Origin of the sequence: Thiomicrorhabdus immobilis, from assembly GCF_021654855.1 — a bacterium.
Taxonomy (GTDB): domain Bacteria; phylum Pseudomonadota; class Gammaproteobacteria; order Thiomicrospirales; family Thiomicrospiraceae; genus Thiomicrorhabdus; species Thiomicrorhabdus immobilis.
In genome coordinates this window covers 1,691,854-1,707,287 of sequence record NZ_AP024202.1, presented here as the reverse complement: position 1 = coordinate 1,707,287, position 15,434 = coordinate 1,691,854, and the positions used below count along the sequence as shown (strand labels likewise).

The 15,434-nt window shown below is 44.3% G+C and carries 16 protein-coding genes; 10 read left to right on the top strand and 6 right to left on the bottom strand.

Annotation, left to right across the window (positions count from 1 at the left end):
* Nucleotides 1-68 precede the first annotated feature (68 nt).
* Genes L6421_RS07775 through L6421_RS07765 form a run of 3 tightly spaced genes read left to right on the top strand, consistent with a single transcriptional unit; the run spans nt 69 to nt 2,438 of the window.
* Nucleotides 69-1,220, top strand: a complete 1,152-nt coding sequence (locus L6421_RS07775; protein WP_237261101.1) for a GGDEF domain-containing protein — start codon at nt 69-71, stop codon at nt 1,218-1,220.
* A gap of 54 nt (nt 1,221-1,274) precedes the next feature.
* Complete coding sequence (locus tag L6421_RS07770) at nt 1,275-1,571, top strand: (2Fe-2S)-binding protein (RefSeq protein ID WP_237261099.1); 297 nt, start codon at nt 1,275-1,277, stop codon at nt 1,569-1,571.
* 36 nt (nt 1,572-1,607) lie between these two features.
* Complete coding sequence (locus L6421_RS07765; protein ID WP_237261098.1) at nt 1,608-2,438, top strand: Cof-type HAD-IIB family hydrolase; 831 nt, start codon at nt 1,608-1,610, stop codon at nt 2,436-2,438.
* Between the two features lie 59 nt (nt 2,439-2,497).
* Here the strand turns inward: L6421_RS07765 and L6421_RS07760 are convergent, their stop codons facing one another.
* The 6 genes from L6421_RS07760 to queE form a co-directional block, all read right to left on the bottom strand.
* Entirely contained in the window at nt 2,498-3,427 is a 930-nt protein-coding gene (locus tag L6421_RS07760; protein WP_237261096.1) for a metal ABC transporter permease, read from the bottom strand.
* Entirely contained in the window at nt 3,427-4,794 is a 1,368-nt protein-coding gene (locus tag L6421_RS07755; protein ID WP_237261094.1) for a metal ABC transporter permease, read from the bottom strand. The genes L6421_RS07760 and L6421_RS07755 overlap by 1 nt, the downstream gene beginning before the upstream one ends.
* 4 nt (nt 4,795-4,798) lie before the next feature.
* A complete protein-coding gene (locus L6421_RS07750; RefSeq protein WP_237261092.1) occupies nt 4,799-5,596 on the bottom strand; it encodes a metal ABC transporter ATP-binding protein in 798 nt (265 codons plus the stop codon).
* A 61-nt stretch (nt 5,597-5,657) separates the two neighbouring features.
* Nucleotides 5,658-6,569, bottom strand: coding sequence for a metal ABC transporter solute-binding protein, Zn/Mn family (locus L6421_RS07745; RefSeq protein WP_237261090.1), 912 nt, complete (start codon nt 6,567-6,569; stop codon nt 5,658-5,660).
* A gap of 200 nt (nt 6,570-6,769) precedes the next feature.
* Nucleotides 6,770-8,014 (bottom strand): 23S rRNA (uracil(1939)-C(5))-methyltransferase RlmD, encoded by a 1,245-nt coding sequence (rlmD, locus tag L6421_RS07740; protein ID WP_237261088.1) that lies wholly within the window; start codon nt 8,012-8,014, stop codon nt 6,770-6,772.
* 96 nt (nt 8,015-8,110) lie between these two features.
* Nucleotides 8,111-8,755, bottom strand: coding sequence for a 7-carboxy-7-deazaguanine synthase (queE, locus tag L6421_RS07735; protein ID WP_237261086.1), 645 nt, complete (start codon nt 8,753-8,755; stop codon nt 8,111-8,113).
* 123 nt (nt 8,756-8,878) lie between these two features.
* Between queE and leuC the strand changes: the two genes are divergently transcribed.
* The 7 genes from leuC to truA all read left to right on the top strand — a co-directional run bounded on the left by leuC (nt 8,879) and on the right by truA (nt 15,396).
* A complete protein-coding gene (gene leuC, locus L6421_RS07730; RefSeq protein ID WP_237261084.1) occupies nt 8,879-10,294 on the top strand; it encodes a 3-isopropylmalate dehydratase large subunit in 1,416 nt (471 codons plus the stop codon).
* Between the two features lie 36 nt (nt 10,295-10,330).
* Nucleotides 10,331-10,972: a 3-isopropylmalate dehydratase small subunit gene (leuD, locus tag L6421_RS07725; RefSeq protein WP_237261082.1), complete on the top strand. Its 642-nt coding sequence runs from the start codon at nt 10,331-10,333 to the stop codon at nt 10,970-10,972.
* An 87-nt stretch (nt 10,973-11,059) separates the two neighbouring features.
* The gene (gene leuB / locus L6421_RS07720) at nt 11,060-12,133 is read left to right on the top strand and encodes a 3-isopropylmalate dehydrogenase (protein WP_237261080.1); all 1,074 of its coding nucleotides are present in this window, start codon (nt 11,060-11,062) and stop codon (nt 12,131-12,133) included.
* Between the two features lie 17 nt (nt 12,134-12,150).
* Nucleotides 12,151-13,119, top strand: coding sequence for a M23 family metallopeptidase (locus L6421_RS07715; protein ID WP_237261078.1), 969 nt, complete (start codon nt 12,151-12,153; stop codon nt 13,117-13,119).
* A complete protein-coding gene (locus tag L6421_RS07710) occupies nt 13,116-13,484 on the top strand; it encodes a polymer-forming cytoskeletal protein (protein WP_237261076.1) in 369 nt (122 codons plus the stop codon). Before L6421_RS07715 ends, L6421_RS07710 begins: the two co-directional genes overlap by 4 nt.
* A gap of 99 nt (nt 13,485-13,583) precedes the next feature.
* Nucleotides 13,584-14,606: an aspartate-semialdehyde dehydrogenase gene (locus tag L6421_RS07705; protein WP_237261074.1), complete on the top strand. Its 1,023-nt coding sequence runs from the start codon at nt 13,584-13,586 to the stop codon at nt 14,604-14,606.
* A gap of 4 nt (nt 14,607-14,610) precedes the next feature.
* Complete coding sequence (gene truA, locus L6421_RS07700; protein ID WP_237261072.1) at nt 14,611-15,396, top strand: tRNA pseudouridine(38-40) synthase TruA; 786 nt, start codon at nt 14,611-14,613, stop codon at nt 15,394-15,396.
* The last annotated feature ends 38 nt before the right edge of the window (nt 15,397-15,434 follow it).

The following is a 15,434-nucleotide window of genomic DNA, read 5'->3' as shown; positions in this document are numbered from 1 at the left end:
AACACTATGATTTGTTATAAATGAACTCATTTTATTTTACTCACCCTATTAAAAATTAAAGAAATCCTATGTCTATAAAAAAAGGTAAAAGTACCCAACGCGCATTATTGGTGTTGCTTACATTGGCTATGTTTATCACCATCGCCACGGCTTTTGCCATTTATTACCATTTGGAGCGTTACGCCAAAGTAACCGACAAAATGTATAAGGTTCAAAGTTTGGCGAATAAGATTGTATATTTCGATGAAGCCTTGACTATGTCGGCGCGTATGTATGCTTATGAGAAGGACTTGCAATGGTACTCTCGATATCAAAGTCTGGTTATCCAGCTTGACCATGCATTGAATCAAGCCTCTCATGAAGCGAGCAGTATTCATGATTTGATTGAGAAAAATGAACCGCTTAATCAAAAGTTAATTTCCATTGAAGAGCGCTCGTTTGCCGATGTCAGAAATAATCGACTGCAACAGGCGCAACAAACTCTGAAAAGTCCAGAGTATCAAGCGTTAAAACAGCGTTACACCAATCTAGTGATACTGACTTTTCAGGATATCCATAACCAGTTGCAAGAACAGCAAAACAACCATCGTGACTGGTACCAAACCTTTTTATGGGTATTGGGTTTACAAGTACTGGGGTTTGTTCTGGTTTGGTTTTATTTGGTTAATTTTCTACGGCTGAATGTTTCTCGCTTGAGTAATTTAATCACTACAGACGATTTAACGGGATTAGGTAATCGTCGGAGTTTCGACGATATTCTACAGCGTGAATTACGGCGCAGTATTCGTGATGGCAAGATGCTCATGCTTGCAGTGATCGATATCGATTACTTTAAAAAATACAATGATTATTACGGCCATCCCAAGGGCGATCAGGTGTTAACCATGTTCGGTAAGTTGATTGAACAAACCCTTAGACGCGCCAATGAATTTGGATTTCGCATTGGTGGTGAAGAGTTCGCGGTAATTGCTTCAGTCGATTCCGTTGAGGATGGTACTGCCTCGATTGAATATCTCATGCTCAAACTGCACAAAAAACAGATGGAACATAAAGGTAATGCAGAGACCGGTCAGGTAACCATGTCGGCTGGTATTGCTTTCCATCATGCAGATGAAATTATGACAGATGAAGAGTTGTATTCAGCGGCGGATAAAGCCTTATATGTTGCAAAAGAGCGTGGTCGAAACCAATGGGTACAATACATCGACGATAAATCTTAATCAAAAAGCGTATCTTATTGTTGTACGCTGGTGATTGCTTAGTAAAATATATTTATGACAAATAATCCACAAGATGCGCTTCCGCGCGAGCTGACTAAAAATCTATCAAAGAACTTATGTGTATGTTACGACGTAACTAAGCAAGAGGTGATTGACACCATAAAACAGGGCGCCAAAACCTTGGAAGAGGTGAGTAACAAAACCTATGCGTGTCAGGGAAGCGGTTGTTGTATCCGTCAAGTAGAACGTCTTATCGAGTTATTACACCCTTCGTCAAGCCAACCGTCTTCGGCATCGGATGCAGACGCTGAATGCATCGCTTCTTTGAATCAGACCGATTCAGAAAATTAGCATTTACCAGGCCTGCTGAGTTTTAATATGAAGATTTTGTCGCACTCAAAATTTACCGATTTACCGATTAAACTGGTGGTTTCTGATTTAGATGGCACTTTGCTGAATCCAGATCACAAACTGACTCAGCCAACAATCGATAGCGTTAATGCCTTGGTACAGCAAGGTGTACAGTTCATGTTGGCGACCGGGCGTCACTATGAAGATGTTTATCTAATCGCCCAGCAGTTGGGCGTTAACTTGTATTTGATCACTTCTAATGGTGCTAGGGTACACAATCCATTGGGTGAGTTGCTTTATGAAGACCATATGCCTGCTGAAGCCGTCAAAACGGTATTGGATCTTTCAAAAGGTTTTGGAATTCACCGCAATCTCTATCAACAAGATTTGTGGTTGGTGGAGGAACCGCATGAACAGTTGCTGGCAATCCATCACGAGTCGGGTTTTGAATATCAGATTAAAGATTTTTCTCAAATTGACTTGGCGCATATCGATAAAATCTACTTTACCGCCGAACACGAACGTTTATTGGAGCTAGAAGCGGTTTTAAATCAGCATTTAGCCGATAAACTCTATATCACCTTCACCTCGCCAGAGTATTTGGAGGTGATGAATTTGGGGGTATCCAAAGGGCATGCCTTACAGATGATTCTTCAACAAAGTGGCATCTTACCCGAAGAAGTCATGGCTTTAGGGGATGGTATGAATGATCTCGAAATGCTACAACTGGCCGGTCACGGTGTCGTGATGGCGAATGCGAGTGACACCGTGAAGAGCCAGCTTCCATATTTACCGATAGCTAACTCCAATGCAGAGGATGGGGTGGCCGATTATCTGCAGAAAACTATCCTGGATAAAGCGCATTAACCGTTTCTCCAACGTTTTCAGCTAAAACAACCAGGCCTGGTCGTTTCAGTGCTTGGCTTTCATTTGGATTTGAATTCAACCGGGTTTTCTACGTTGAACATTAAGCTTTGAGATTGTTTGCGCTTTTTATTGATTTGTAAAATCACAATCGTGGCAAACAATAGAAGTCCGGCACTGACCGCGATGGATGCGGAGATGGAGCTATCTAACTGATAGGCAAGGCTATAACCGATCAATACCGCCGCTTGCGAATAAGCCACCGCAATCCATAACATGGTTTTAAGTGATTTCGCCAAAAGATAAGCGCTGCTGGCTGGAATGACCAGCAGTGCCACCACCAAAATAGCGCCTACCGCATCAAAAGACGCCACCGTTGTCATTGAAACCAAGGTCATTAAAAAGTAGTGCCAAAACACCACGTTTATGCCTAATGAAATCGCTAAACTTGGATGGAAGGCGATGGTTTCTAAACGTTTGAAGGCGACTACAATGCTCAACAAAACAATCAGGAAGACAATGCCAATACCCCAAAAGGCTCTTGGTCCGATTTCCACCCCATTTTCGGTTCCGCCAAAATAGATGGTATCAAAAGGTACAAAAGCAATTTCACCATAAAGGACACACTCCTGGTCCAGGTCGATTTGCCCCGCATATAATGAAACCAAGATGACCCCCAAGGCAAAAAACAAAGTGAAAATAATGCCGATGCTGGCATCACTTTGCAGTTTTCCTACACGATGGAGGGTGTCACTTAACCAGGCGGTCAATAAGCCGATAAATACCGCTCCAGTCAGCATAACCGGTAGAGAGCGACTCTCGGTCAATAAAAACGCCAACACTATACCCAGCAGTACCGAATGGCTGATGGCATCACCAATCAAGGCTTGTTTGCGCAAGATTAAAAACACGCCAATCATCGACGTTGAGGCGGCCACCAAACTGGCGGTCGCCAAAATCCAAATATCATTGATTCCAAATTCAGCAAACATCAGGATTCCCTTGCATTGGTGTTTTGAGAAGATCGTTGGGTCGGAATCAAGTTACCGTGCGGGTCATAATGGGCATTTTCCAATTCAGCTTGTAATTGCTGCTCTTGCGATTCCGTTAGGATATGCTCGATACGTTCAGCTTGTTTATGTACTTGTTCAGGCGTTAATTCAGCATGTTGGTTGAGGTAGTTTTCCCATAAACGATGACGGCGAGTCAACTGGCTGGCCAGCTCGAATCCCTCTTTGGTTAGCCTGAAACCACGTGAAGAGGATTCGATTAAATGCTTTTTGCAGAGCATTTTCAGGGTTTTCTGCAAGCTTTCGGTCGGTATGCTACGTAGTGCTTGGATGTCGGCCTGGTTGAAATCTTGTTGGTCCAATTGGTTACGTTCAAGTAGTTTATACAGTGTTCGCAAAATATTTTCTTCGGCCACCTTTTGACGTAATTGAGAGTGTTCAAGATAACGTTTAATCAGCCCTTTTTGAGGTGCAAACAGCAGCGATAGAATAAACAATAGCGAAAGGCTGACCACCATCCATGGCCCGGTCGGCATGGCGGGAGCAAGATAAGAAATCTGGGTGCTGATCAGTGCGCTTAACGCTCCTAATAGAGCGGATAAAGCCAGCATATGGCTGAGTTCGTTACTCCAAAATCGTGCGGCGGCAATCGGTGTCAACAAAACGGCGGCCATTAATACCACACCCACCAACTGCAATCCCACCACCACCGACATTACAATTAATAAGGCTAATAACAGCTCGTAAAATTTGACGGAGATGCCGAGTGTTTGCGCATAGCTACGGTTAAAGGCGATAAGACGCAGTTTTTGAAAGAATAGCGTAACAGTAACCAAAATGATAATGGCAACATAACCGAGTAGGCGGATGTCGTTTTGGGTCATGGCCGCCGCTTGACCAAATAGGATTTTGTCTAAACCGCTTTTGTTATCTACATTCAAACCTTGGATATAGGAGAGCAGCATCAAACCTAAGGCGAAGAAGAAGGATAGGGTGATGGCTAGAGCGGCATCAGGTTTGATTTTGGTGTTTTTAGGTAACCAATCGATTAAGAAAAATCCGATAAAGCTACTGGTGACCGCACCTAAAAACATCACCAAAGGGTCACGGGTTTGAAACAGTAGGAATGCCATCATAACACCTGGCAAGGCGGCATGGGCAAGAGCATCACCGATTAAAGAGCGTTTGCGCAAGAAGGCAAATGCACCGATCACCGAGGCACTCATGCCCAGTAAGATACTGCCGATGAGTACCCAAAATACGTTCATGTCTTCAAAACGCCAAAACGCCAGCAGATTATCCCAGGCTGATAGCGCCGATTCGGGTTGTAATAAAGTAAAGGGTTCCATTGAATCAGTCCGTATCGTGCGCTTTGTTCAATTTAGTGCGATACATCTCTTCGGTAAGATCATTCAACAAAGAGAGACGACCACCATAGGTTTTGTTGAGGTTGTCTTTGGTTAAGACTTCTTCAGCAGGACCAGCGGCGATTAGGCGGGCATTGATGAAAACAATCCAATCAAAATATTCACCTACGGTATTCAGGTCGTGATGAACACAGATAATAGTTTTCCCTTGTGTCTTTAAGCTCTTGAACAGTTCAATGATCGCTTTTTCAGTAGCGACATCGACTCCGGCAAAAGGTTCATCCATAAGATAGAGGTTGGCTTTTTGTGCTAAGGCACGGGCCAAGAAAACACGTTGTTGCTGACCACCGGAAAGTTGGCTGATTTGGCGGTCCTTAAAGTCCCACATTTGCAGGTCTTTTAACGCTTGTTCAGCAATTTGATAATCGATTTCAGAAGGACGTTGCCACAGTTTCAAATGGCCATGACGACCCATTAAAACCACGTCCATGACATTGATTGGAAAATCCCAGTCAATCTCTTCACGTTGCGGTACATAAGCCGTGGAGAGTCGTTTTTTCTCCAAGGGTTCACCAAAGAAATTCACCTGACCCTCAATAACCGGTACCAAGCCCATAATGCCTTTCAACAAGGTGGATTTACCTGCGCCATTTGGTCCAACAATGGCGATGCTTTTGCCTTCAGGGATGGTGAAACTCACATCGGTTAACACCGGTTTATGCTGATAACGCATGCTTAGGTGTTCTACCGATAACGGAGCGGGGGTATGGGTGTTTTTTGTCATAAAATTAAGTCTTATTAAATCTTATTGAGTCGTCTTATTTAAGTTTTCTTGAAAACTTGCTCTAGTTGCTCAGCGCTTTGACAATGGTGTTTACATTGTGTTTGACCATGCCAAAATAGTGGTCGGTTGCTGTACCTTTTGGTCCCATCGCATCGGAATAGAGTTCACCGCCAATGGCGACCTGATGACCTTCGGCTTTTACTCCGGCGACTAGAGACTCGATAAAGCGTGGCGAAACACTGGATTCAACAAATACCGCTTTAACGTGATTGTCCACAATGACATCTTTGAGTTTTTTGATATCTTGTAAACCGAATTCCGCCGCGGTACTGATGCCTTGCAGACCCATGACCTTAATGCCGTACGCTTTACCAAAATATCCAAAGGCATCATGTGCAGTAATGAGAATACGTTGCGCTTCAGGTACTTTTTGAATTTGCTGTTTAATCCAGTCATCTAAGTCGGACATCTGTTTTAGATAGACATCGGCGTTATGCTGATAGTCTTTTTTGTTTGCCGGATCTTGCTGTTGCAGTGTGTGTAAAACTTGTTGTCCAGCTTGCTGCCAAAGTGTTAAATCAAACCAAATATGCGGGTCTGGGTGTGCGCCGTGTTGTAAACGAGCGCTTTGGGGAATTTTGTCACCAACGCCGATCACGGTTTTTTTACGCGCCAGTTTTTCAAAGATATCCTGCATTTTTCCTTCTAGGTGCAATCCGTTATAGAAGATGATATCGGCTTTAGTGAGCTTGCGTAAATCGCCCTGGGTGGCTTTATATAAATGAGGGTCAACCCCGGTGCCCATCAAGGCTGTCACTTCAACGTGTTTGCCGCCAATGTTTTCGGCTAGGTCAGCAATCATTGCGGTGGTGGTCACGACATTGAGTTGGGCTTGTGCGTTAGCGCTACAGCCAAAGATAAAGAGTGCGAAACTGAGCGTTTTTAAAACGGCTGAAAATGCATTTTTATTCATTTCTTATGAGTCACCTATGAGAATTATCTTTTGCTAAATAAAAAATTAGCCATGACTAATTATTTTATTAGATAAAACTATATCATTAAATCCTAAAATATTCTAGCGTATTGATTTTAGAGTGGAAAATTAAGTTTTTTAAAGGATTTAGGCAATAAAAAAGGGCTTTGATAAGCCCTTGGTATGAGTTTCTAGAAAGGTTAGAAGCGGAAAATATTGGCTTTTTTCGGTTTCGGTTTCTTGGATTTTTTAAGCTGTACCATCACTTCGGTGTGAGTGGTGTGTGGAAACATATCGATTAGGCCGGCTTTTGTTAGTTGGTAACCTTGTTTTTCCAGTTCTTGAACGTCGCGAATCAAGGTGGATGCATTGCAGGAAACGTAAACGATGATCTCCGCTTTTAGCAGGTGTAGTTTTTTGCTGATTTCAAAAGCGCCTTGTCTGCCTGGGTCGAGTAATACACGGTGATATTTCTGCTCTCTAAACCAAGGTAGTTTTTCACAAGCTTCAAATAAATTGGCTTTAAAAAACTCGGTGTTGTTCAGTTGGTTGTTTTTTGCATTGGTTGTAGCGCTGTCAACGAGTTCGGCCAGCCCCTCGATGCCGGTCACCTTTTTGGCTTGTTTCGCGATAGGTAGGGTAAAGTTGCCTACACCGCAAAACAGGTCTAATACTTTATGTTTTCCAGTGTCCAATTCCAGCCATTGGATAGCTTGCGCGACCATCTGCTTGTTTTGCTGGCTATTCACTTGCACAAAGCCGTCGGCAGGAAAGTTTAGTGTCAATCCCTCGATTTCATAGTGGGGTTGCATATTGATAACGGTGTCTTCGCTGCTGTTGGTGGTGAATACGCCGTTGTCAGCCTCGACCAAGGTAATCTCTTTATAGGCGCGACTGGCTGATTCCAGCAATCGTGGACGCTGTTCTTGCAGGGCTTGGTTTAACGCCGGTGTCAAAACAGGGCATTGGGCGACATCGATCAACTCGTTGGATTGTTTCTCCCTGAATCCTAAGCGGGCAACTTTGTCTTTTTTGCTGATAGCGAGACCGAAACGAGCGCGACGACGATACGCTTGGTCCGCACCGCAAAGCGGAGGGGTGATTTCGCACTGTTTGGAATTAACGGCCTTGGTCAGTTGGGTGATGAAGTTTTCGGCTTTCCAGCGGCGTTGCGCATCGATACTCATGTGCTGTAGCTGACAACCGCCACACTGTTCATAGAGCTCACAAAAAGGCGTGGTTCTGTCGTTTGACGGGGTTTGAATTTGAATCAAATCGGCTTCGTCGAACTTGTCTTGTTGCTTGGTGATTTTTAAACTAATGATGTCTCCGGGCACGGTGTCGGCAACAAACACGGTCTTACCGTTAATGCGCGCAACACCGCGTCCATCATGAGTTAATCGTTCTATTTCAATGGCTTCAAAAGTTGGGTTGTTTGCGTGCATTTCATGCCCTTAGCTGTTGTTTTGTATGGTTTTATGTGGTTTTTCCTGGTATCTCTTCAAAGATTGAGATAAGTTACCAGGCCTGGTCGGTTTGTTTTAATCAATGCCAAGCAATTTATGGGTTTGCAGGCTTAGCTTCCATTGGGGATGAGCCAAGCAATATGCTACCGCTTGTTTGATGTTCTCCTGGCTGATTTTAGGGTCTTTATCATCCATGGGTTGCAAGTAGAAAAACTCAAAATCCAAATCGGCCACCCTTTCTGGTAGCAGTTCAGGTTGTGGGTAAACCAGTTTCAATTCATGGCCTTTGTCCAGGATAATCGGTGCATTCGCTTTCGGGCTCATGCAAATCCAGTCGATATTCTCAGGGGCTGATTTAGTGCCGTTGGTTTCAACGGCGATTTCAAATCGGTGTTTGTGCAGGGCGCTAATCAATGCATCATCCACTTGCAGTAGGGGTTCGCCACCGGTCAACACCACAAAAGGTTTTACGCCAGAGTCTTGAGGCCAAAATTGTAATAGGTGCTGGCACAGCGCTTCGGCATCAGGGAATTTGCCCCCGTTTTGGCCATCGGTGCCAATGAAGTCGGTATCGCAGAATTGGCATACGGCTTGACCGCGGTCGACTTCCCTTCCAGTCCACAAATTGCATTTGCTTAAACGGCAAAAAATAGCAGGTCGTCCACTATGAAATCCTTCTCCTTGGAGGGAGTAGAATACTTCTTTGACCGAATAACTCATCTTTTGCTTCCTTTTGCGTGGTTTTTTACTGTTTTGTGATCCTATTTTACTATGTCGGATAAGGGATGAAGTGATATAATTTGCGACTATTTTTTAAATTTTACGTGAGTTAGGTTAAGAGCGATGTCAGCAAAGACTTTATACGATAAATTGTGGGATGCGCATGTTGTGCGTCAAGAAGAAGATGGTACGGCGTTAATTTATATCGACCGTCAGTTGTTGCACGAAGTCACTTCACCACAGGCGTTTGAAGGGCTGCGTATGGCAAACCGTAAGCCTTGGCGTATTGATACCAATCTGGCAACACCAGATCATAACGTGCCTACTACCGATTTAACCGGTGGGGTGGCGAGTATCAAGGATTCGGTTTCACGTATCCAGGTTGAAACCTTGGGGATGAATACCCGTGAATTTGGAATTACCGAATTTGCTATGGGGGATGTTCGCCAAGGAATCGTGCATGTTGTTGGCCCAGAAGAGGGTGCGACTTTGCCGGGGATGACGGTAGTATGTGGTGATTCGCATACCGCTACACATGGTGCTTTGGGTGCGCTTGCTCACGGTATCGGTACTTCTGAAGTGGAGCATGTTTTAGCGACTCAGTGTTTGATTCAGAAAAAAATGAAAAACATGCTGATCAAAGTGGATGGCAAGTTGCAGCCTGGTGTGGGTCCTAAGGATGTGGTCTTGGCGATTATCGGTCAAATCGGTACCGCTGGCGGAAACGGGCATGCGATTGAGTTCGGTGGTCAGGTTTTCCGCGATATGTCTGTTGAAGGCCGTATGACGGTGTGTAATATGGCGATTGAAGCCGGTGCACGTGTTGGTTTGGTTGCGGTCGATGAAAAGACGATTGAATACGTTAAAGGTCGTCCATTTGCACCTAAAGCGGATCAATGGGAAGCGGCTAAACAGGCCTGGCAAGATCTTAAATCCGATGAAGATGCGGTGTTTGATAAGGTTGTTGAAATTGATGGTTCAAAAATCGAGCCACAAGTTTCTTGGGGAACGTCTCCGGAGATGGTGTTGGATGTGAACGGTAATGTACCGAATCCATCTAAGGAAAGCGATCCGGTTAAGGCGGGTGGTATTGAGCGTGCGCTTCAATATATGGGCTTAAAAGCGGATATGCCGATTAAGGATATTCCGGTGGATTATGTGTTTATCGGATCTTGTACCAATTCACGTATTGAAGATTTCCGTGCTGCCGCCGCGGTGTTGAAAGGTAAAAAAATCTCAGACAAGGTTGAGCAAGCGTTGGCGGTTCCAGGTTCTGGTTTGGTCAAGATGCAAGCTGAGAAAGAAGGTTTGGATAAAATCTTTATCGAAGCCGGTTTCGAGTGGCGTAACCCGGGTTGCTCAATGTGTTTAGCGATGAATGCGGATAAGTTGCCGACCGGTAAACATTGTGCATCGACTTCAAACCGTAACTTTGAAGGGCGCCAGGGTGCGGGTGGTCGTACTCACTTGGTCAGCCCTGAAATGGCTGCTGCAGCGGCGATTGCCGGTCACTTTGTTGATGTTCGTGATTATCTTTAAGTTAGCGTTAAGTTAAACAACCGCGGAGAAATTTAGATGGAAAAGTTTTTAAAAATGACAGCGATTGTCGCACCGATGGATCGCGCTAACGTTGATACCGATGCAATCATTCCTAAGCAGTTTTTGAAGTCAATCAAGCGTAGCGGCTTTGGCCCTAACCTGTTTGACGAGTGGCGTTATGAGGATGTGGGTGAGCCAGATTCCGATAATTCCGGTCGTCCATTACGTAAAGAATTCGTTTTGAACCAACCTCGTTATCAAGGTTCTAAAATCTTGTTGGCGCGTGAAAACTTTGGTTGCGGTTCAAGTCGTGAACACGCACCTTGGGCATTGAAAGATTACGGTTTTGATGTGGTGATTGCGCCGAGTTTTGCGGATATCTTTTTCAATAACTGTTTTAAGAACGGTATCTTGCCGATTGTGCTGGATGAAACTGTCGTCGACGGTCTTTTCAATGAAGTGCATGCTAACGAGGGGTATCAGTTGACCATCGATTTGGAAAATCAACAAATCGATAAGCCTAACGGTGAAAGCATCGCGTTTGAAGTGGATAGTTTCCGTCGTCACTGTTTATTGAATGGTCTGGATGATATCGGTTTGACACTTCAGCATGAAGCGGATATTAAAGCCTATGAAGAGAAAACCAAAAAAACAGCTCCTTGGTTGTTTGCAGGCTAGTTGAGTTTGGTTTTCGGAGTTACCAGGCCTGGTAACTTTGTAGCGGGATTAAGAATTTAAAGTTTATAAAGTTAAGAGTATTTAAAAATGACACAACAAGTATTGATTTTACCTGGTGATGGTATTGGCCCTGAAATTACTGCGGAAGCGGTAAAAGTTTTAGAAGCATTGAAGGCAACCGATGGTTTGGATATTGAGATGACCGAAGACCTGGTTGGGGGTGCGGCTTATGATGTTCATGGTGTGCCTTTAGCGGATGAAACAATGGCTAAGGCTCAGGCTGCAGACGCGGTGCTTTTAGGCGCTGTAGGTGGTTATAAGTGGGAGTCTTTAGATATCTCTGTGCGTCCAGAAAAGGGCTTGTTGCGTTTACGTTCTGAAATGCAGTTGTTTGCCAACTTGCGCCCAGCGTTTTTATATCCTCAATTGGCTGACGCTTCGACGTTAAAGCCAGAAGTGGTTGCAGGTTTGGATATTCTGATTGTTCGTGAATTAACCGGTGGTATCTATTTTGGTCAGCCTCGCGGGATTCGCACTTTGGAAAATGGTGAGCGTCAGGGTTACAACACTTATGTATATTCTGAGTCTGAAATCAAACGTATTGCCCATGTCGCTTTTCAGGCGGCGATGAAACGTAACAAAAAGTTGACTTCGGTTGATAAGGCTAACGTTTTAGAGGTAACTGAACTTTGGCGTGAAATCGTCGATCAGGTTGCGGTTGAATACCCAGAAGTAGAAGTGAAACATATGTATGTGGATAACGCGGCAATGCAATTGGTGTTAAATCCAAAACAATTTGACGTGATGGTCACGGGTAATATGTTTGGTGATATTCTGTCCGATGAAGCATCTATGTTAACCGGTTCAATCGGTATGTTGGCTTCGGCATCTTTAGATGCGAACAATAAAGGTATGTACGAGCCTAGCCATGGTTCTGCTCCAGATATCGCAGGTCAAAACTTGGCCAACCCATTAGCGACGATTTTGTCTGCGGCAATGATGTTACGTTACTCTTTAGGTCGTGAAGACTTGGCGGTCAAAATTGAAAATGCGGTAGGTAAAGTGCTTGACCAAGGTCTACGTACCGGTGATATCTTCTCAGATGGCATGACACGCGTTTCTTGTAGCGAAATGGGTGATGCGGTCGTTGCCGCACTGTAACAACTAGCATTGTCTAAATGAGAAATTATTTTACCGTCACCATTAGTGATGTGCATGGCTCACGTCACTATTCGTTCAAGCACTTTTTCAGAAAGTTTGCTTGGGTGATTGTGTCGGTATTTCTTCTTATTTGGGGGTTGGGTGCGGTTTCCTTGTGGTGGTTGGCCAATCAAGCGCAAGAACTTGAAATCCAAAACGCGGCATCGGTTGCGGCGTTTAATAAAACACTGAAGAAAACCCGCTCCGACTACGAAAGGCTCTTAGACGAAAAACAGAGTTTAGAAGCGGATTTAGAGCAAAAAAATGCGGAAGTGGTGTTTTTGGATCAATCCCTTCAAGGTTTAGAAAGCCTGGTGGGAATTGATGCTGATGAACCTGAAAAACTGCCGTATGAAGAGCGTGTCAAGCAGGTACAGTTGAATACCTTAGGCAAAAGTTTGATGCTGGACATGGTTCCAAGTGGTCATGCTTTAGCTGATTATAACGGTATCACCAGTAAGTTTGGCTATCGACAGCATCCGATAACTGGCAAAAGACAGATGCATGGCGGTTTGGATTACCGTGCCCGGATAGGTGATGACGTAGTTGCTACTGCGGATGGGGTTGTCAAATACTCCGCTTTTGATAAGGATGGTGGTTTTGGTAATTTGGTTACCTTGGTTCATGCAAATGGATTCCAGACCCGCTACGGGCATCTGAGCCAGCGTTCAGTCAAAGTCGGTGAGGTGGTTCACAAAGGGCAGAAAGTCGGTGAGGTCGGTTCTACCGGACGCTCATCCGGGCCTCATTTGCATTATGAAGTTTGGTTTTTGCATCATCGATTGAATCCACAACCTTTTGATAAGTGGACGATTGAAAAATATGATGACATTTTTGAAAAAGTGAAAGGGGTACCATGGGGATCTTTAAGTCTAAGCGTCGACCAAATCGTCAAGAAGGTGGAAAGACAATTATCGCAGACGGTTGCTTTATCAGCGGGGAAATGACCGAGCTAAAAGGCTCTCTGCATATTGATGGACGAGTAGAGGGGATTATCGATAGCCAATTTGATGTTTCTATCGGTACTTCTGGTCAGGTTTCAGGCTTGGTCAAGGCTCGCAGTATTGTCTTAAGCGGTGTTTTGGACGGTAAGGTCGCTTGCGAGAAAATTGATATTTTGCAAAGCGGTAAGTTGATTGGCGAACTGATCAGTGGCGAGCTTACCGTTGAAACGGGTGGTAAGTTCATCGGTCAAAGTCATGAGATGACCGAAGGTGGAATGGTGGTCAGTTTGCCTGAAACCTTCGCTCAGCTCAGTTTACAAAAAGATAAAAAAACCGAACCAAAATCTCTTACGGTCGAAACCAAATAAAGTTGGTAAAACCCGGTTTTAAAAACAAGTATTGAAAACATATTAATTTAAGTTGGCGCCAAGTGTTAAGAAGCTTCTTGGCTGTTTGAAGGAAAAGAAATGACAAAGTTATATGATGTTGCGGTTGTTGGTGCAACAGGTGCAGTAGGTGAAACAATTTTAAAAGTACTTGAGGAGCGTAAGTTTCCGGTTGGAAATTTATACCCATTAGCGAGTAGCCGTTCAGCAGGTAAAAAGATTGAGTTTAATGGTGCTTGGGTAACCGTTCTTGATTTGGAAACTTTTGATTTTTCTAAAGCACAAATCGGCCTGTTTTCACCAGGCGCAAGTGTTTCTAAAATCTATGCACCAAAAGCTGCAGCAGCGGGCTGTATTGTTATTGATAACACTTCTGAATTTCGTTATGACGATGACATTCCATTAGTGGTTCCAGAAGTGAATCCTCAAGCCATCGCCGGTTATAAAAACCGCGGTATCATCGCTAACCCTAACTGCTCTACAATCCAGATGTTGGTCGCGCTTAAGCCTATTTATGATGCAGTGGGGATTACCCGTGTTAACGTAGCCACCTATCAAGCGGTTTCTGGTACAGGTAAAGAGGCCATTGAAGAGTTGGCTAAACAAACCGCTAACTTATTGAATATGAAAACGGTTGAAGCTAAGGTTTATCCTAAGCAAATCGCCTTTAACTGTATTCCGCAAATCGATGTCTTTATGGAAAACGGTTACACCAAAGAAGAGATGAAAATGGTGTGGGAAACCAAGAAAATCATGGGCGATGAAAATATTTTGGTGAACCCAACTGCGGTGCGTGTTCCTGTGTTTTTTGGACACAGTGAAGCGGTGCATATCGAAACCAAGGAAAAAATCACCGCTGAGCAAGCTAAAGAGTTGTTTAAAAAAGCGGATGGTGTGGTTTTAATCGATGAGCATGTCGATGGTGGTTATCCAACAGCGGTTTCGGATGCGGCTGATACAGATCCGGTTTATGTTGGACGTATCCGTGAAGATATTACGATTCCAAATGGTTTAAACCTATGGGTGGTTGCGGATAACGTGCGTAAGGGTGCGGCGACCAATACTGTGCAGATTGCTGAAGTATTAATCAAAGATTACATCTGATTTCGTGAACAGAATCGCTCTTTGTATTGAATATTTAGGCACAAATTATTGCGGTTGGCAGCGACAAAGTCACTGCGAGTCGGTGCAGTCTCAGGTTGAAAAAGCGCTTTCGAGTATTGCCAATCAGCCGATTGACCTACATTGTGCCGGACGTACCGATACCGGAGTGCATGCTGTTGGGCAGATTGCGCATTTTGAAACGGATGTGACCAGGCCTGGTAAGGCTTGGGTGCAGGGGGTGAATACCCAGCTTCCTGGTGATATCCGTGTGCGTTGGGCAAAACCGGTCGATGATGAATTTCACGCTCGGTTTTCTGCAATAGCCCGTCAATATCGCTATGTGATTTATAATCGTGATGTGCATTCGGCTGTGCTACATAATCGGGTGACTTGGGAACCTCATTATTTGGATGAAAAGCTCATGCATCAAGCGGCGCAGAGTCTGATTGGTGAGAATGATTTCAGCGCTTTCAGAGCTTCGGCCTGTCAGGCCAGTCACGCTAACCGTGAAGTCCAGTCGATTGATGTTTCCCGCAAGGGTGATATGGTGTTTATTGATATTCAAGCGAATGCCTTTTTACACCATATGGTGCGAAACATTACAGGATCATTGATTTCGGTTGGTAAAAAACAGCAACCGGTCGAGTGGTTGGCTGATTTACTGAAAGCTCGGGATAGAACCCAGGCCGCGGCCACGGCACCAGCCAGTGGGTTGTATTTTGTCAATGCGATTTATCCTGATGAGTTGGCTATTCCTCAAGTACAACTTAATGAAATGTTGTGGCAATAGGTCGCTATTTGCTGAAATCGGTTTGATTAATACAAGAT